This is a genomic window from Virgibacillus siamensis (assembly GCF_039522605.1).
GTDB classification, from domain to species: domain Bacteria; phylum Bacillota; class Bacilli; order Bacillales; family Amphibacillaceae; genus Lentibacillus; species Lentibacillus siamensis.
The window spans coordinates 93,877-111,287 of the sequence record NZ_BAAADS010000003.1; the positions used below are offsets into that span (position 1 = coordinate 93,877).

General features: G+C 41.7%; 18 protein-coding genes, 1 tRNA gene and 1 pseudogene. 17 read left to right on the forward strand and 3 right to left on the reverse strand.

Annotation, left to right across the window (positions count from 1 at the left end; translation table 11 throughout):
• Window positions 1-97: 97 nt before the first annotated feature.
• The 3 genes from ABD010_RS03505 to ABD010_RS03515 all read left to right on the forward strand — a co-directional run bounded on the left by ABD010_RS03505 (window position 98) and on the right by ABD010_RS03515 (window position 1,820).
• Window positions 98-850 carry a GNAT family N-acetyltransferase gene (locus ABD010_RS03505; protein WP_343810347.1) on the forward strand — a complete coding sequence of 251 codons (753 nt, stop codon included), beginning with the start codon at window positions 98-100 and terminating at the stop codon, window positions 848-850.
• Window positions 851-959: 109 nt separating this feature from the next.
• Window positions 960-1,032: transfer RNA gene (locus ABD010_RS03510), tRNA-Val, on the forward strand.
• A 164-nt stretch (window positions 1,033-1,196) separates the two neighbouring features.
• Window positions 1,197-1,820, forward strand: a complete 624-nt coding sequence (locus tag ABD010_RS03515; RefSeq protein ID WP_343810350.1) for a DUF421 domain-containing protein — start codon at window positions 1,197-1,199, stop codon at window positions 1,818-1,820.
• Window positions 1,821-1,873: 53 nt separating this feature from the next.
• Here ABD010_RS03515 and ABD010_RS03520 read toward each other — a convergent pair whose 3' ends face one another.
• Window positions 1,874-2,416, reverse strand: coding sequence for a CBO0543 family protein (locus ABD010_RS03520; protein WP_343810352.1), 543 nt, complete (start codon window positions 2,414-2,416; stop codon window positions 1,874-1,876).
• 154 nt (window positions 2,417-2,570) lie between these two features.
• Here ABD010_RS03520 and ABD010_RS03525 point away from each other — a divergent pair, with 154 nt between their 5' ends.
• From ABD010_RS03525 to ABD010_RS03545, 5 genes and pseudogenes are all read left to right on the forward strand, one after another.
• Window positions 2,571-3,359: a hypothetical protein gene (locus ABD010_RS03525; protein WP_343810354.1), complete on the forward strand. Its 789-nt coding sequence runs from the start codon at window positions 2,571-2,573 to the stop codon at window positions 3,357-3,359.
• A 5-nt stretch (window positions 3,360-3,364) separates the two neighbouring features.
• Window positions 3,365-3,822: pseudogene (locus ABD010_RS03530) on the forward strand (hypothetical protein).
• Between the two features lie 105 nt (window positions 3,823-3,927).
• Entirely contained in the window at window positions 3,928-4,794 is an 867-nt protein-coding gene (locus ABD010_RS03535) for a DMT family transporter (RefSeq protein ID WP_343810355.1), read from the forward strand.
• Between the two features lie 163 nt (window positions 4,795-4,957).
• A complete protein-coding gene (locus ABD010_RS03540; protein ID WP_343810356.1) occupies window positions 4,958-5,911 on the forward strand; it encodes a hydroxyacid dehydrogenase in 954 nt (317 codons plus the stop codon).
• A gap of 46 nt (window positions 5,912-5,957) precedes the next feature.
• Entirely contained in the window at window positions 5,958-6,155 is a 198-nt protein-coding gene (locus ABD010_RS03545) for a M4 family metallopeptidase (RefSeq protein ID WP_343810358.1), read from the forward strand.
• Between the two features lie 72 nt (window positions 6,156-6,227).
• Here ABD010_RS03545 and ABD010_RS03550 read toward each other — a convergent pair whose 3' ends face one another.
• Both ABD010_RS03550 and ABD010_RS03555 read right to left on the reverse strand, forming a co-directional pair.
• Complete coding sequence (locus tag ABD010_RS03550; RefSeq protein ID WP_343810359.1) at window positions 6,228-6,494, reverse strand: 4a-hydroxytetrahydrobiopterin dehydratase; 267 nt, start codon at window positions 6,492-6,494, stop codon at window positions 6,228-6,230.
• 334 nt (window positions 6,495-6,828) lie between these two features.
• Window positions 6,829-7,368, reverse strand: coding sequence for a transcription repressor NadR (locus ABD010_RS03555; protein WP_343810360.1), 540 nt, complete (start codon window positions 7,366-7,368; stop codon window positions 6,829-6,831).
• Between the two features lie 188 nt (window positions 7,369-7,556).
• Here ABD010_RS03555 and ABD010_RS03560 point away from each other — a divergent pair, with 188 nt between their 5' ends.
• The 9 genes from ABD010_RS03560 (at window position 7,557) to ABD010_RS03600 (ending at window position 17,291) form a co-directional block, all read left to right on the forward strand.
• The gene (locus tag ABD010_RS03560) at window positions 7,557-7,745 is read left to right on the forward strand and encodes a hypothetical protein (protein WP_343810361.1); all 189 of its coding nucleotides are present in this window, start codon (window positions 7,557-7,559) and stop codon (window positions 7,743-7,745) included.
• 1 nt (window position 7,746) lies between these two features.
• Complete coding sequence (locus ABD010_RS03565) at window positions 7,747-9,225, forward strand: sodium:solute symporter family protein (RefSeq protein ID WP_343810362.1); 1,479 nt, start codon at window positions 7,747-7,749, stop codon at window positions 9,223-9,225.
• 335 nt (window positions 9,226-9,560) lie between these two features.
• Complete coding sequence (locus ABD010_RS03570; protein WP_343810363.1) at window positions 9,561-10,232, forward strand: N-acetylmannosamine-6-phosphate 2-epimerase; 672 nt, start codon at window positions 9,561-9,563, stop codon at window positions 10,230-10,232.
• 25 nt (window positions 10,233-10,257) lie between these two features.
• The gene (locus ABD010_RS03575; protein WP_343810364.1) at window positions 10,258-11,127 is read left to right on the forward strand and encodes an N-acetylneuraminate lyase; all 870 of its coding nucleotides are present in this window, start codon (window positions 10,258-10,260) and stop codon (window positions 11,125-11,127) included.
• Window positions 11,128-11,142: 15 nt separating this feature from the next.
• On the forward strand, window positions 11,143-12,639 hold the full coding sequence (locus tag ABD010_RS03580; RefSeq protein ID WP_343810365.1) for a sodium:solute symporter family protein: 1,497 nt from the start codon (window positions 11,143-11,145) through the stop codon (window positions 12,637-12,639).
• A 27-nt stretch (window positions 12,640-12,666) separates the two neighbouring features.
• On the forward strand, window positions 12,667-14,346 hold the full coding sequence (locus tag ABD010_RS03585) for an FAD-binding protein (RefSeq protein ID WP_343810366.1): 1,680 nt from the start codon (window positions 12,667-12,669) through the stop codon (window positions 14,344-14,346).
• Between the two features lie 75 nt (window positions 14,347-14,421).
• Window positions 14,422-15,318, forward strand: a complete 897-nt coding sequence (locus ABD010_RS03590; RefSeq protein WP_343810367.1) for an ROK family protein — start codon at window positions 14,422-14,424, stop codon at window positions 15,316-15,318.
• Between the two features lie 29 nt (window positions 15,319-15,347).
• On the forward strand, window positions 15,348-16,193 hold the full coding sequence (locus ABD010_RS03595; protein WP_343810368.1) for a MurR/RpiR family transcriptional regulator: 846 nt from the start codon (window positions 15,348-15,350) through the stop codon (window positions 16,191-16,193).
• A gap of 135 nt (window positions 16,194-16,328) precedes the next feature.
• Window positions 16,329-17,291 (forward strand): nuclease-related domain-containing protein, encoded by a 963-nt coding sequence (locus tag ABD010_RS03600; RefSeq protein WP_343810369.1) that lies wholly within the window; start codon window positions 16,329-16,331, stop codon window positions 17,289-17,291.
• The last annotated feature ends 120 nt before the right edge of the window (window positions 17,292-17,411 follow it).

Sequence of the window (17,411 nt, forward strand, 5' to 3'; positions counted from 1 at the left end):
TTGAATATTAAGTGGTTTTATACGGTTCTGATTGAAATTGGGCGACTGAACCTATATATTAAAATTAAAAACGGAGAAACAGGGTGGGGGAATAAATATGGAGCAGTTTACTTTTAAGCATACAAACACAATCGGTCATTTGATAGAAGGAAATGAACTATATGATCAGTACCATTATCCGGAAATGCCGATCAGGTATGATAGCAGTTTTATCGAATTCAGGCGGATGCCAACTCTGGCGGATTTTCAGCAAGCAGAACAATATTTAACAGCGTTTCATCAGCAGCATGACCAGCACCATCTTCGCTTCTACTTTGCAGATAATCAGAAACCGGCTGGTGATCTGCTGGAATACATAAGCCATCAAAACTATGATATTGGTTTCATGGAATTGTATGTGATCAATCCGCTTGATTTTCCACATATAATAAATACGGACATTACGATTGAAGAAGTGACCGATATTACACTCGATGATTATTTGAAGCTTCAATACGAGGCTGACATGGAATTCGGCGAGACCTTTGCCAAACAAAAAGTGGGATTGAATAAGCATCAGTTTGAGGCGAATCAGTATGTGCAGGTCATTGCGTATTATCATGGTGACCCGGCCGGTACGATGGATATTTACGTTGGGGAAAAAGCAGTGGAAATTGAAAATCTTGAAGTACGCAGTGAGTTTCAGCGGAAGGGTATAGGATCACAGTTGCAGCGCTATGCCATGGATCGTTATCATGATTCCGCCATTTTACTGATTGCTGACGGCGAGGATACGCCGCGTGAAATGTATCAGAAGCAGAACTATCGCTACCTGAGCTATAAATATGAGCTGCTGAAAATAGTAAAGTAAGCTAAAGATAATTCGACAAAATTTTAGGTGGTGCCAGGCATTCCAAAAAATGCTTGACGCCATCTGAGCTTGTCGATTATACTATTTATTGTTCCTGAAAAAATTATATGATTCCGTAGCTCAGCTGGGAGAGCGCATGCTTGACAGGCATGAGGTCGTTGGTTCGAGCCCAATCGGAATCACTGCAAAGGTGCCAAAGCGTTAATTGTCTAACGTTTTGGTGCTTTTTTATATTCCGACAATAGTTTTATGGATCAGGAATCAGGCAATCGCTCGTTCCGTATAATTTTTTTGTTGAAGTAAACGATAAAAATGCTGAAACTGAAAGCAACGGGGTGACGAGCAGATGGAAATAAATTGGATCTGGAAAGGAATTTTGATTGTCTTTGTTGGAACGCTTCTTTTGAGGGTTGCCGGCAGAAAGACCGTGTCACAAATGACGTTAGCTGAAACGGTCCTTATGGTCTCGATTGGAACGCTGATTGTTCAACCCGTTACCACTCAAAACATTTGGATCGCGTTCGCAACAGGCGCAGTACTAGTTGTAACATTACTTGCAATGGAGTATGGGCAGCTTAAATTTGACGGGATAGAAAAGATTATTACGGGTAAGTCAAAAGTATTGATTGAGAATGGAACGTTGAATGAAAAAAACCTGGCAAAGTTAAGAATGACCGTGGATCAGCTTGAAATGAATTTACGGCAGAAAAATATCACAAACATTAAGGATGTTGAGTGGGCAACATTGGAGCCCAATGGAAAATTAGGCTTTACATTAAAGCAGGATGCACAGCCGGTTACAAAAAAGGACTTTAAGCAATTGGAGCAATCGATTAATAAATCAACGGAATCACAGATCGAACAATTGAATCGTCAAATGAATGAACTTCAGAAGCAGCTAAACGGAAATAATATTTTTTCGGAAGTGGAAAATGGTCACAAAAATTCACCACCGGAACATTTGCAATAAAATTTGAAAATGAGTAAAAACAGGAGCGGCATCAACATGTGCCACTCCTGTTTTTATGTATTATTCTCTTTTCCTGCAAGCTTATCTACCAGCCACTTTGTAATAACTGCCATCAGGAAGTAAATCGGAGCGGAGTACACATGCTTCCATGTATGCAAGTTATAAATTCCCAAAAACTCAAAAACAGGTTCCGCAACTATTACAGCAAACGCTGTTAACACGGCAAGTATAATTAAAAAGGTTTTCCATTTGCGGGCATATTGATACAAGAGCATGTATCCTACCGGTATGATACTGAAATTTATAGAATAGGATTCAACGGTAAAAGGCAGCAGGTGATAGGAATATGACCATAAATGTAATAAAAGACCTATTTCGTCCATAATGGTTGCCATCACAGTCGGAAAAAAACCAGCAAGCAGGATGGTATTCAGTCTTCTTTTATCAGAAACAATCATCCAGACTGCCCAAACCAAAATAAAAATAATCAACAAAAACCACCACTGGAAGGAAAAGAGCACATCTTCAAAGTAGTGCTGTTGAATTAAGCGTCCGTATTTTTCCTGCGTTTCGAGCAGTTTGCTTCCATGATTCATTAGATTATTCATCCTTCCCGGTCAGCTGCTAAGCTTATTATTCATTGTCCTTAAAGATATATACACGGTATGTGATTTTTCCTGTTGTCCAACGGGATAAGCAAGCCATTTATGGGGATTCTAAAGGATACTGCGATTTTTTTGGGGGGTTAACATGAACAACTATGTATCTGACAATACTGCCAGGCGGTATCCGGCGCATGTGAGCATTATGGGGACTACACAGATTCATTTAAGAAGTCCTTCCATCATTGCCTGGTGGAGTGCCGCTTATCCGGGATTCGGGCATCTGCTTTTATCAAAGTACCTGCGCGGATATGTCTTGTTTATCTGGGAAGTGATTGTTAATGTGCAGGCAAATGTGAACTTTGCGATTATCTATTCATTTCAAGGTGATTTTGACATGGCAGTAAACGTTGTGGACACCAGGTGGCTGCTGGTTAATTTACCGGTTTATATCTTTGGAATTTGGGACAGTCATCGAACAACAGTAGATATGAATAAGGTTTATGTATTGGCAGCACATGAAGAACATCGCTTTAATTCATTTAGTCTTGGTGCATTGGAAATCAACTATCTGGATAAAAGAGATCCTATTATGGCTGTGTTTTGGTCACTTGCTGTTCCAGGTCTCGGCCAGCTTTATATTCATCGGATCCTTACAGCTTTCTTTGTTATTTTCTGGACTGTTCTCTTTTTTTATTTATCACATAGTGTAGAAGCCATTACGTATTTATTTGTGGGTGAGGTTCAGCGTGCAACGTCTGTTTTGAATCCGGAATGGCTGCTAATGCTGCCTTCTTCTTACGGATTTGCCGCTTTTGATGCGTATATGAATACCGTCGAAAATAACAAGCTTTTTGAAAGGGAGCAAAGAAGGTTTCTGAAAGATAATTATCAGGAACCCGGGTTTCAAATTTCCAACGAGCTAAAGGTGAAGTGATAAGTATGCAAGTTTTTTCCACTTTTAATCATAGTATTTATTTGGAGATGGCTATTTCAACGCTGGAAAAAAGGGGGATTACACGGGAAAGCATTTATGCAATCCCGCTTGATAACCGAATTGAAGAGCGAAGATTGTTCGACAGTAACCATACATCTGACGGCACATCACTCATTGATATCGGGGCGGCACTTGCCACAGCGTTTTCCGTTGTTGGAACGAGCATCGGTTTTGAGTTAGCCTGGGGACCGATTTGGTGGGGACTGATCTTTGGAGCGTTCGGGTTCGCTTTGGGATTTGCAATCAGACTTTTTACGGAAAAGGTTATTAAAAGCGAAAAAGGCTGCTAAAAGGAAAGAAATCAGAGATGATTTTAATTATTGACTGTAAAGAAGAACAGGGAGATTTGGTAGAAGACATCCTGTGGGAACATTTGGCACTTGGCGTAGGCAAAGTGAAATGAAAGTAAGATTTCTTCCTCCTAAACAAATTTCTTTCCAATTCTACGGCTTTGTATTAGCATGGTTTAGGTGATTACGTTAGGATTTAGCAATTGGAGGAAGCGTTGATGTCTGATCGAAATAAAGGCATTATATTATTATTGGTATCTGCGCTGGGCTTTTCACTCATGGGTGCGTTTGTAAAGCTTTCAGGTGATTTGCCGACAGCACAGAAAGCATTTTTCCGAAATATTGTAGCAGCTGTTATTACAGTTGGTTTTGTATTGCATCATAAAGAAAGATTGTTCGGAAAAAAAGGGAATCAGAAACTTCTGCTGGCCCGCTCTGCACTAGGAACGGTTGGCATTGTGCTGAATTTTTATGCGATTGACCGTCTCGTATTATCCGATGCTGAGATGCTGAACAAACTCAGTCCGTTCATTCTAATTATATTCTCAGCAATTTTCCTGAAAGAAACGGCTCGCAGGTTTCAGGTTATCGCTGTTATCGTGGCGTTTGTTGGTGCGTTATTTATTATACAACCTGAATTTTCCGTGGATCTTTTCCCTTATATTGTTGGTGTTTTTGGGGCAGTGTTTGCAGCTGGTGCGTATACATTTCTAAGGGTTTTGGGAAATAAAGAAAAATATTATACCGTTGTCTTTTATTTTTCCTTTTTCGCAACGGTTGTGCTGTTGCCATTTACGATTTTTGCCTACGAACCGATGAGTTTAACACAGTGGATTTACCTGATTTTGGCCGGAGTTTGTGCAACTGCGGGTCAATTTGGGATCACGCTTGCATATAAATTTGCGCCTGCCAATGAAATATCGATTTTCTTCTATTCAACCGTTGTTTATTCGGCCCTGCTAAGCATTGTGTTGTTCGGTCAAATTCCAACGATGCTCAGTGTTCTCGGCTATTTCATTATCTTCGGTGCATCGTTCTATATGTTCCTGAAAAATAACAAAATGGATTTGGAAAAGGCCAAATAGAAACCCGGACAGCATCTAATATGATGCTGTCCTGTTTTTTGCTTTCTGAGAATATTATTTTTCCGGACTCCTGCATATAATCAATTACAAACAGCAAATCAGTTTACATGAATGAAAATTCAGGAACAGTTACATATAGATAATTTTACGGGGAGTGGTGTTCATGAAGGTACTTGTAACTGAGTTAATGTGGGACGATGGGATGGAAGAACTTAAGCGAAATGGCCATTCTGTGGATTATGATAAGGAATTGGGCCGCAAAAGAAATGAACTGCTTGATCTGGTGCCGTCATACGATGCACTCCTCGTCAGGAATGAGACGAAGGTTGATCCGGAATTGCTGGATGCTGCAAAAAACACAAGGGTAATCGGCCGTCTTGGTGTCGGACTGGATAACATTGATTTGAAGGCGGCAAAAGCACGGAACATTCCGGTTATTCCCGCTGTACACGCGAATGCTACATCTGTTGCCGAATATGTGATGGCTGCGATGATGGATGCATCCCGTCCGCTGAATAATGCTAATGCTGATGTCCGGAAGGGGAACTGGAACCGTAAATTATTTACAGGAACCGAATTGAATGGTAAAACACTGGGGCTTGTCGGACTAGGTGAAATTGGTCATCGTGTCGCCAAAAGGGCCAAGGCTTTCGGAATGGAAGTTATCGGTTATGATCCATTTGTAACGCCGTTTGATCATATACTTGCGGAAACAGGCGTGCAGCCGGTAACGGAGCTTAATGAATTACTTGCCGAATCCGATTTTGTTTCTGTTCACGTTCCGCTTACAAAAGCAACCCAGCATATGATTAACGAAGAAAATCTGCCATTGATGAATTCACATGCATATGTGATTAATTCAGCGCGGGGTGGTATTGTGCATGAACAGGATCTGGTGAATGCTGTTCAAGCGAACGAAATTGCCGGGGCATATCTTGATGTGCTTGAAACTGAACCTGTTAAGAAGGGGTCAGCGCTCGCTCAAGTTGAATCCATTCGTCTGTCTCCGCACATTGCCGGTTCGACTGAAGAAGCACAATCCCGGACCGCAATGCTGATTGCCGGTGAAGTAATGAAAGTTCTCAATGGCGGAAAATCACTCTGTGCAGTGGTGTAATGTTGCGCGTAAATTCCCTTGTCGTTTCATGACGACAAGGGGATTTTTGGATATCGGTTATGCTGATTGTCAGATACTTCATTGTTTTTGCTGTGATGAAGTGGCACACTATTTAACACCGACATCCGATTTTAGTGATGCCCGGCGAGCGGTTGTGCAGTCCGCCACAGACCTTTACGGGGAGAACAGTGCTGAAGTTGAGGCATGCATCGATGGTTTTAATGAAGCCGGCATCAAAAAATAATACATTATTTATCCCCTGTCACAGCATCTAAGTGATAGGGGATATTTTTATAATAGACTAGCATTCGCTGTCTTACAGTTGTTCAATTTTACCGGCGAGATTAAAATCCTTTTCCGTAATGCTGTCCTGATCATGTGTTCTGAGTGAAAGTTTTACCTTATTGTATTGGATTAAAATATCAGGATGATGATCTGCTTTCTCGGCAAGCTCTCCAACCGCATTTACGAACTTCAGGGATGCGTTAAAATCATCAAGCTGATAAGTTTTTGTCAGATGACCATTTTGCATCTCCCAGCCGGAAACTTCTTTCAATTTTTCATTGATTTGACTGTTATCCAACGTTAATCGCCTCCTCATATGATTATCTTTCCCTTTCATTGCCAGGCATAAACTATTTATACATATAAGGATAACTCAGGGTCCCAAAGTGTATTATTGTGGCTTTGCTGCTGTTGTATTTCCCGAAATTACCCGGACCAACGGACTTAATTGACTGGATATTTGGACCGTTGGGCAGGTTCCTGGGGTTATGAATGTGAAAGCTTGTGACTGTCGTAAGTGCAAAAGATATGCTCGCTTTCGCACAGGATATGTTCGGTTTTGCTGCCGATATGCTCGAAAATGCGGTATGCTCGATTTGCTGCCACAGTCGTTTAAATGCAGGAAGCTCACTCTATGACTCCAGTAAAATTCCTTCTGTTTGCAACACCGCACATGCTTTGTCCAGCTGGTCTTCTGTGTCAGCCTCAATTGTGTGCAGGTGCACGCCATCGGTCAGTTTGGATAAGAGTGATGCTTCGGTCTGTTTCAGTTCGTGTAAAAAAGCATCGACATCGATGCGGCTTTTGATCATTAATGAGCCGGTCAAATCACCGTAAATCGGATGCTCAACCATTACATTTTTGACCGTTATCCCATGATCCACAAGGGTGTTCAGCTCAATTCCGGTCTTTTCCAGCCGGTGATTGACAGCAATAATTCGCGTACATTTAGCGGACTGGCCATTTTCCGTAATATAGACATATCCCCGTGCGGTCGCCATAATTGGCTCGCCCTTCGCTTTTAAAAGGGACACATCCTGAACAATCACTTGTCTGCTGACGTTTGTTTTTTTCGCTAGAACTGTTCCGGAAAGCGGTTTTGTGGTTTCTTTTAGCCACGTGAGAATCAAATCTCTCCGCTTTTCACCTAATATTTTCGTTCCTTCACTCAACAATAGCACCTCCACAGTCATCCATCATTACCCATATTATAGCAAACCGTCCATTTCCTTTCATCAGAAAAACCCTCTTTTGCCCGTTTACCAGTGGATAGTTAAAAACCCTTGAAAAGCTTCCCGGATTATGTAACTATATATGTGTAAAGACATATGTAAAAATGTGCATTAAAGGAGGAACAGTAATGTCCAAACAGGGAGGAAAATTCAGCTGGGGCGTGCTGATTGCGGTTTTAATAATATTGGCATACCTCTTGCCATATACAATTCTATCAGGAGTTGAAGCCTGGTATGGGAGCTTTTTGCTTTGGGGTATCATCGGTATTTTAATTATTTTGGCCAATATCATGGTAACGAAAGACTGGGGGAAGTGAATTGACTACAAATCTGGTGATCTGTGGAATTATTATATATTTTTTATTGGCAATCTTGGTTGCATGGATGTCAAGACGAGGCAACCGTTCGGATATGTCCGGATTTTTCCTGGGCGGCCGTAATATGAATGGTATTCTGTCAGCGTTGAGCTATAGTGCCACAACGTACAGTGCATTTATGATGGTTGGTCTGGCCGGCCTTACGTATACTGGCGGGGTCGGTGCACTCGGGTTTGAAATCGTCTATTTTACTGGCGTGTCACTCGTTGCACTGTTTGGGCCGCGTTTTTGGCTGGCAGGCAAAAAATATGGCTATGTATCACCATCGGAAATGATTGGCGGCCGCTATGAAAGCAGAAAGGCTGCAGCTGCTATTTCACTTGTCAGCTGTCTGTTTTTGATTCCATACTGCGCTGTTCAGCTTGCCGGTGTAGGCTACTTGCTGCAGGGAATTACCGGGAACGCGATTCCATTTACGGTCGGTGTTGTGATTGCGACAGTGCTGGCGATTTTATTTTCATTTATGGCAGGGATTCGATCCGTCGTCTGGACTGATTCGCTGCAGGCAGTGATCATGATTATTACATCCACACTTGTTGTGCTGCTGGTGGTTCATGGGCTAGGCGGATTTGGTCAATTTTTCGAAAGCCTGCAAACAAGCCATCCAGAGTCATTGTCGGTACCAGGAAACGGATATTTTAATTTCTTAACATTTCTTGGACTGACACTGCCGTGGTTCTTTTTCAGTTTATCCAATCCGCAGGTAAGTCAGCGCTTGTTCATGCCCTCCTCGTTAAAAGGATTGCGGCAAATGCTGATCGGCTTTCTGATTTTCGGATTCATTTATACATTTGTATCAGTGCTGTGGGGTTTTTCCGCACTGCAGATGTTTCCGGACCTTACCACAGCGGATTTGGCAACACCAAAATTGCTGTCATCAGATTTGGTTCCGCCAGTACTCGGTGTGATTGTGATGGTCGGAATTCTGGCTGCTGCCGTTTCCACCATTGATTCCATCATGCTGACACTGTCATCCATGTTTGCCCGTGATGTATACGGAAATTCGAAAAAGCGACCTGACGATGCAAAACAATTGAAGGTGGCAAAAATCTTCATTCCGGTCATTGCAGTGCTGGCATTTGCTTTTGCGGAGTTGCAGCTTAATCTGATTGCGGTACTGTCAGTTGCTGCATCATCCGGGTTGATTGTTTCGGTGCCTTCGATTGTCGGTGCATTCTTCTGGAGGCGTGGAACGGCAGCTGGTGTAATTTCTAGTGTTACGGTTGGAGCATTGCTTGTTCTTGCCATCGAATTTTCCGGCATCAAACCATTGGGACTCGCTGCTGGAATCTGGGGACTGCTCGCGTCATCTGTCCTATTTGTCGGTGTCAGTCTGTTGACAAAGGCCCCATTGGAAAAAGCAGATGCATTTATCCATATTTTGAAAAAAGAACGAAAGCAGGCGAGAAAAATTTCATAGCTGGTAATAATAACATTTATTCATTGCGGAGTGCTCCAGTTTGTACGTTGCTAAACGGGCGCTTCCTCCTTTGTTCTTTCCGCCACCTTTTCACTCCAGCAAACGATTGTATGGTATAAACTACTATCGTTAGCCAGAGTGCTTAGGTGGCGTTTTTTTACGGGTCGTGCCTAGCCGCTGTTCTTATTTTATTTGTTCAATATGATTGTTTGCTATCATTTTATTTAATATATTGACAGTAAAATATCAAAATGATATAGTTCACTTGAAAGCGCTATTTCATTATGGCTACAGAAGATTATTCATCAATACTAATGTCAGCAAGGAGATTACTTATGAACGTATTGGATAAGATTAGCAAGAAGTTAATTGTTTCCTGTCAGGCCTTGGAAGATGAACCGCTTCACAGCTCGTTTATCATGGGAAAGATGGCATTGGCGGCGTACGAGGGAGGCGCTGCAGGTATTCGAGCAAATACAGTGAAGGATATCCAGGCTATTAAGACAGAGGTTAATCTACCCATTATCGGGATTGTTAAAAAAGATTATCCGGGGAGCAATGTTTATATTACACCGACTTTACATGAAGTGGATGCACTTTATCAGGAGGGCGTTGATATTATTGCACTGGATGCAACGAAACAGGAACGGTCGAATGGGCAGCATTTTCCGGAATTTTTTGCTGAACTGAAGGAGAAATACCCCGATCAGCTGTTTATGGCCGATATTTCAACACTGGAAGAAGGAGAGCGTGCAGAAGAAGCTGGGGTGGATATTGTTGCTCCTACATTGGCAGGTTACACACCATACTCCAAAGGGGCGGTTCCATTGGAATTGGCTGGCGAACTGGTCCGGAATTTGAATATTCCAGTAATTGCGGAAGGAAACTTTGATACTCCGGAAAAAGCCCAAAAAGCCCTTCAACTGGGGGTCCATGCAGTAGTTGTAGGAAGTGCGATTACACGTCCGCAAATCATAACGAGAAAATTTGCAACAGCTTTGGAATAACCAAAAAAGGAAAGGTGAGATAAACATGAAAGGGATTTATTCAGCACTGATGTGTTCATTTGACGAAAATGGACAGGTGAATGAGAAGGGTCTACGTGAAATTGTCCGGCACAATATCGATGTGTCCGGGGTCGATGGGTTATATGTGAATGGAAGTACAGGCGAAAACTTCCTGATCTCCGCAGAACAGAAGAAACAGATTTTTGAAATTGTAAAAGATGAAGCAGGGGACAGTGTGAAGCTCATTGGGCAAATTGGGGCATTGAATATCGATGAAGCAATTGATCTTGCAAAATTTGCTACCAATCTTAACTATGATGCCATTTCTGCGGTAACGCCTTTTTATTATAAGTTTGATTTTGAAGAAATAAAGGATTATTACAACACGATTTTAGCAAATGTGGATAATGATCTGATTATTTATTCCATTCCAGCGTTAACAGGCGTAAATATGAACCTTGAACAGTTTGGTGAGCTTTTTGAAAACGAAAAAGTGATTGGTGTTAAGTTTACGGCACCTGACTTTTTCTTACTGGAACGATTAAGACATGCATTTCCTGATAAATTAATCTATTCCGGTTTTGATGAAATGCTTCTTCCTGCATCTGTATTTAATATTGATGGTGCAATTGGAAGTACATTTAATGTGAACGGACAACGTGCAAAACAGATTTTTGAACTTGCCCAAAAAGGACAAATTGAGGAAGCAAGGGAAATCCAAAAAGAAACAAACGATATGATTGCCGCTATTCTGAATAACGGCCTTTATCAGACAATCAAAGAGATGCTGAAAGTGAAAGGTGTCCATGCTGGTATCTGCAGAAAGCCTATGAAATCGCTTGGAAAAGAGGGCATTGCACAGGCTGAACAAATTGCGGAAAAATATATGAACTAACAGGGGGATGTAAAAATGGGGAACTTTCAAGTAATCGACTATATTATTTTATTTGCTTATCTACTGTTTATTTTGTATATCGGTATCGCGGTAGCAAAGAAAGAGATGAAAGGGAAGGAATTTTTTAAAGGGGATGGCTCCATCCCCTGGTGGGTCACTTCTGTAAGCCTTTTCGCTACACTCTTGAGTCCCATTTCGTTCCTGTCACTTGCAGGTAACTCCTACTCGGACTCATGGCAGTTATGGGTAGCTCAGCTGGGATTATTCATCTCAGTGCCAGTCGCTATGATCTTCTTCCTGCCCGTATATCGTAACTTGAATCTTGATACGGCTTATGAGTATCTGGAAAGACGTTTTGGCAAAAACCTGCGCGTTATCGCCAGTGTATTGTTCATTATTTATCAAATCGGCCGGATGTCAATCATTATGTACTTGCCATCCATCGCTTTATCGGCGGTGACTGGAATTCATTCGGTCCTCATCATTTTGTTTATGGGAATTATCGCTACCGTTTATTCTGCGTTTGGCGGTATAAAATCCGTATTATGGACAGACTTTATACAGGGAGTCGTACTAATCGGCGGGGGTATTTTTGCACTAATTGTCTTAATATTCTCTATCCAGGGCGGTCTACCTGAAATTTTCGAAACCGGAATAGCGGACAATAAGTTCTTTAGCGAGGAAGTCATTTTTGATCCAAATATCCTGAATGACAGTTTGTTTATCATTTTCCTTGGTGCCGGACTGTCCACTGCTTTCTCCTATATTTCCAGTCAGGATATGGTGCAGCGTTATTTGACAACGACGGATATTAAACAAATGAATAAAATGACAATCGGAAATGGTGTGCTGTCACTTGGTACTGCCACTCTGTTCTTTTTCATCGGAACAGCATTGTATGTATTTTACAAACAGCAAATGGGTGCTGACATGCCAAGCGGTAATTCGGACATAATTTTTGCAAACTTTATTGTGAGTGAATTGCCTGCAGGAGTTTCCGGATTACTGATCGCAGCATTATTTGCAGCAGGTCAGTCAACCCTGTCAACTGGTTTAAACAGTGTGGCAACAAGCTGGACACTGGATATCCAAAGAATCATCAATCCTAATCTGAGTGATGATGCCAGCACGCGTATTGCCAGGGCGGTTTCCTGGATTGTCGGGATCTTCTCCATTCTGTTTGCAATCGTTCTCGTGTATACTGATATCAGTTCAGCGTACGAATGGTTTAATGGATTGATGGGACTGATCTTAGGTATTATCGGTGGTACCTTTACACTTGGCATTATGACAAGAAAAGCAAATGCGAAAGGTGCGCTTCTTGGATTTATTGCAACATCAATCATTGCTGTTTACGTTTCCTACTTTACGGATACAACCTTGTGGGCATATTCAGTGATAAACTTGATTGCATCCGTCGTGTTTGGATATGTGTTTAGTTTAATCTTTGCAGGTAAAAGTAATGCCGAGGATGAGGATAAAAGATTAACGTTCTATGATATTAATAAATAAGGAAAACGTTTGACAGGTGGGTTATAAATGGAAATCAGCAGGAAAATCACCACAGACGCATTAGTTGTCGGGAGCGGGCTTTCTGGAATCAAAGCAAGCAAAGAACTGGCAGCCATGAATCATAATGTATTAATGGTAACGAAAACGAAATTGGCATCCGGTTCAAGTTTTTATCCATTAAAAGCTTCATTGGGAACCCAAGTAACGAAGAATAACGCGGACAAGCAGGTGTTTTTAAATGATATTGACGAATTAAGCCGGGGGATGCACCGAAAAGATTTGGCTGAAGTATACGTGGACAAAATCCCTGATGGCGTAAAGGAATATGGGGAGATTGGTGTTCATCCAAAAAAGCTGGAAGGAGAACGTAAAGCCTGCTTCGCTAATCATGCGAGAGATATTTACCTGTTAAGCGATTGGGATCAAATCCGAGAAAATGTCAGAACTATTTTCAGTCAATATGACAACCTGTCACTGCTGCAGAAAACGGTCGTTGTTTCTGTCATAAAACGGGAAGAACGGATAGTTGGGGCAATTCTTCTGGATAATGAAAATGAGTTTGTCCTTGTGGAATGCAGTGCAATCATTTTGGCGTCGGGCGGTTTTGGAAATTTATATAAGCATAACCTTAACCCGGCTGATGTGGATGGATCAGGTCATGTCCTGGCAGTTGAAGCAGGTGCAAAATTGGTGAATATGGAGTTTATCCAATTCATTCCCGGCATTACTGCTCCCCGGTATAAAACGTTATTCGGGGAGCACACCCTGATGTATTGCCATGATATTATTGATGATGATGGAAAAAGTCTGCTGGATCCCATTCTTCCTGAGGGTGTCTCCAAAAAAGAATGTTTGGAAATCCGGAGTACACATGGACCATTCACTCATTCGCTTCAATCGAAGTATTTTGATATTGCGATGATGAAAAATAGTATTGCATCAAATAATGAAAAAGGATTTACCCTTTTATTTTCGGATGAACTATATGATAATAATGAAGAATTTTATACGGTGTATTTGGACTGGCTGAAGGGAAAGAATGTTCATCTGGTAAAGGATGAAGTGAAAATTGCTCCTTTTGCACATGCAAGCAATGGCGGTGTGTTTATCGATACTTTCGGGCGAACCGGTGTAGATGGTTTATATGCAATTGGTGAACTTTCATCCAATATTGAGGGGGCCAATCGGCTCGGCGGTAATTCGACCGGGGCATGTATGGTGTTCGGAAAACGTGCGGCAATTGATTGTGACCGCTATTTACAAATTGCTGCGCCGTATGAACTTACCGAGAAGGAAGGCAATCTGCACTTAAACCAGCTGCAGGCAAACCATAAGGCAACTAAACACGAAGGCGATCTTTCCGCTAATGAGATTGTGGATAAGATACGGGAAATTATGTGGTATAACGGAAATGTCGTCCGGTCTGAACATCAGCTGGAACAGGGAATTAAGGAAATAAATGAATTTGCCGATATGCTTCCATTTGGGAATTTAATACGCAATAAACACACGCGAAAACTGGCTTTCAAAGCAGCCAATACCATTAAATTATCACAAATGGTGCTGCGGGCAATGCTCGAACGAAGAGAAAGCCGCGGTGCGCATTACCGTGAAGACTATCCTTCTGAAAATCCGTCATTTAACAAACGTCAATTTATTTCACAGCAGGGGAATCAGTCCATTTCCATTGATTTCCTGGAAGAATAAAGCAACTATGGCTGTCACCAAAATGCTTGGTGACAGCCAAGTTTTCTAATGGAAACGGTGAAAGGAGTAAGTTACATGCAGATTGCTGTTTTTGATATCGGTGGTACCTCGATAAAATATGGTATAGTAAATAATAAAGGAGAAATTTTTCATAGCGATTCCATTGCCACTGAAGCACAGCACGGCGGTGAAGCGGTGATAAATAAACTTTTAAAAAAGTGTGATGAACTAAGGGAGCATTATACAGTGGATGGTGTTTCCATCAGTTCAGCGGGTCAGATTGACAATGTGAATGGAAGGGTTGTGTTTGCAACAGACAACATTCCGCATTTTTCCGGGTTGCCGATTCAGGGCATGGTGCACCATCATACAAATTTGCCTGTCAAGGTGGAAAATGACGTAAACTGTACAGCACTTGGGGAATATTGGAAAGGTGCAGCTAAAGGTGCCGACGACTTTTTGTGTGTAACAATCGGCACAGGCATCGGTGGCGCCTTGTTCTTAGATGGAAAATTATACACAGGTCACAACTATTCAGCAGGAGAAATTGGACATATCAACCTTTATCCTCATGGAAAAGCCTGTACGTGTGGAAATGATGGATGTTTTGAAAAATATGCATCCAGCTCGGCCTTGGAAGAAATGATTGTGTCACGATTGGGATATTCCCTGGAATTAAGGAAGTTTTTTGAAATGTTGTCGTTCGGTGATGTTCGTTGCAGTGAAATATTTGCACGTTGGATAGATGATTTGACTACAGGGCTGCAGTCCCTTGTTCATATTTTTAATCCGGAATTAATTGTTATTGGCGGCGGCATCTCGGCGCAGGGACAGTTTCTACTGCAGGCAATTGATTCTGCTTTGAAAACAAAATTGATGCCTAATCATCGAAAGTCATTAACCGTAAAGCTGGCCCAGAATGAGAATAAGGCGAATTTATTAGGTGCTGCAAAACACTTTTTCAGCAGATAAAGCTAATATCAAAAAGGAGTATGTTTGGTATGGTGCAAAATCAAGCGAAAGTTATTAAACCATCCATCATTATGGAGCAGAATAAGCAAAACTTTACCAAATCCGAAAATAAAATATACAACTATATCATGTCGAACGCGGATCAGGTAATCTATCATTCGTTAACCGAAATATCGGAAGGATGTAAGGTTGCAGAAGCGACTGTATTGCGTTTTTTTCGAAAGCTTGGTTTCAAAGGCTTTCAGGATTTTAAATTTTCTTTTGCTCAGGAAGTTATAACTGAATCTGAAGCTGAGGCTCACCATGAGAGCACGTATATCGAAAAAATAAAAAACAGCATGGTACGTGCCGTGGAAGATTCATATGACGTAATCGATGTTGAGGCATTGGATGCGGCGATAAGTGCGATTGAATCTTCCAATGATGTGGTTATTTTTGGTGTGGGTTCTTCCGGAATCGCGGGAATGGATATGCAAAATCGGCTGATGCGGGTCGGTAAAAATGTAGGTGTTGTAACCGACCCCCACAGTCAGGTTATGCGGGCTTCATCCATGAATGAAACGACAGTGGTTATTGCAATCAGCTTAACCGGCAGTACCAAAGATATAATTGATTCCGTGAAAATTGCCAAGGATAAAGCTGCAACAATCGTCGTGCTAACCAACTATGTAAAGTCTCCACTGACCCAATTTGCAGACCAGGTGCTGCTCTCATCCGCAAAAGAAAGCCCATTAAACAGCGGATCACTTGTTGCCAAAATAACACAGCTGTATTTGATAGATTTGATTTGTACAGGTTTAACGCTTCGTAATTTTGACGAAGCGGAAAAAATGAAAATGATGATTACGGAAAATACGGCAAGTAAGTTGTATTAAAGCCACTTATTCAAAGAAGCGGCTTTAGTATTTCTGCTTGAAAAAAAAGCTGTACAAATTTTGTCAAAAAAGCAGGGTTTTTCAGGTATGACGTCGTATTAGTATTTAGACGAAATCGTAAAGGAAGTGCACAACTTGATAATAAAATCCCTCGAGCCGCCAATTTTGATGCAGCAAACGGAAGCTCTCAGCAGGCGGCTGTCTCCCCATCATTCTAAAAAGGCGGAGGTCAACGAAAGCGCCCGGAGACTGCGGGCAGGATACAACGGCGAAAAGTCGCTTGACTTCCATTTACGTTTTCTCCAGGATGATGCCTTTCACATTCTCCATAACATCCGGATCCCCGATGAAAATGATTTTTTTCAAATGGATAATTTGATCAACTCCCGCCAGTTGATTTTGATTAATGAGGTGAAGAATATTTCCGGCACCGTCATTTATGATGAGTTTGGCCAGGCAATCCGCATCAGGGAAAACGGCAAGGAAGAAAATATGGGGAACCACCTTGAACAAGTGAACCTCCAGCATTCCAGGCTGCTTCGTCTGATGCGAAATTACAACCTTCCCCCAATTCCTATCGAAAAACTAATCACGTACAGCAATCCCAACACCATCATCAAAAATATTACCAACAACAAAAGTGTCGCAAATATGGTTATCCACAAAGAGCAGCTGCTGACGAGAATATCCGATTTTGCGAGGAAGCATCATGCAGTATGTTATACGGACGAGCAGTTGCAGCGATTATCCGATTTGCTGATTGCACTGCATACGCCGAAACAAGTTAATATATTAGAAAAATTTCACGTCATGTGTGAGCAGATTCAGTACGGCGTTATCTGCCCGGACTGTGGTGCGTTACCGATGATATATTCTGGGGCAAAGTGGAATTGCGCACCATGCGGAGCAACGTCAAAGGTGGCATATCTTGATGCGTTGCAGGATTTATGTCTGTTGTTTGGCGGGGAAGTTAGTATTCGTCAGATTATGCAATTTTTGAGGTTGGATGGAAGATATATTACTTATCGATTAATGAAGAAAGCTGGTTTTGAACGGTTAGGCGATAACAAAGGATCAAGATATATTCTAAAGTTTTAAAACCGCACATATATAGTCCGAAATCGCACATATCTACTTCAAAACCGCACATATATGGTGCTAAATCGCACATATCCGGGATCAAAACGAGGAAAGACGATGCGGAAGATTATTAATTGG

Coding starts and splice junctions, on each gene's coding strand:
- ABD010_RS03505 (WP_343810347.1), top strand. CDS start 98: ATGGAGCAGTTTACTTTTAAGCATACAAACACAATCGGTCATTTGATA.
- ABD010_RS03515 (WP_343810350.1), top strand. CDS start 1,197: ATGGAAATAAATTGGATCTGGAAAGGAATTTTGATTGTCTTTGTTGGA.
- ABD010_RS03520 (WP_343810352.1), bottom strand. CDS start 2,416: ATGAATCATGGAAGCAAACTGCTCGAAACGCAGGAAAAATACGGACGC.
- ABD010_RS03525 (WP_343810354.1), top strand. CDS start 2,571: ATGAACAACTATGTATCTGACAATACTGCCAGGCGGTATCCGGCGCAT.
- ABD010_RS03535 (WP_343810355.1), top strand. CDS start 3,928: ATGTCTGATCGAAATAAAGGCATTATATTATTATTGGTATCTGCGCTG.
- ABD010_RS03540 (WP_343810356.1), top strand. CDS start 4,958: ATGAAGGTACTTGTAACTGAGTTAATGTGGGACGATGGGATGGAAGAA.
- ABD010_RS03560 (WP_343810361.1), top strand. CDS start 7,557: ATGTCCAAACAGGGAGGAAAATTCAGCTGGGGCGTGCTGATTGCGGTT.
- ABD010_RS03570 (WP_343810363.1), top strand. CDS start 9,561: ATGAACGTATTGGATAAGATTAGCAAGAAGTTAATTGTTTCCTGTCAG.
- ABD010_RS03575 (WP_343810364.1), top strand. CDS start 10,258: ATGAAAGGGATTTATTCAGCACTGATGTGTTCATTTGACGAAAATGGA.
- ABD010_RS03580 (WP_343810365.1), top strand. CDS start 11,143: ATGGGGAACTTTCAAGTAATCGACTATATTATTTTATTTGCTTATCTA.
- ABD010_RS03585 (WP_343810366.1), top strand. CDS start 12,667: ATGGAAATCAGCAGGAAAATCACCACAGACGCATTAGTTGTCGGGAGC.
- ABD010_RS03590 (WP_343810367.1), top strand. CDS start 14,422: ATGCAGATTGCTGTTTTTGATATCGGTGGTACCTCGATAAAATATGGT.
- ABD010_RS03595 (WP_343810368.1), top strand. CDS start 15,348: ATGGTGCAAAATCAAGCGAAAGTTATTAAACCATCCATCATTATGGAG.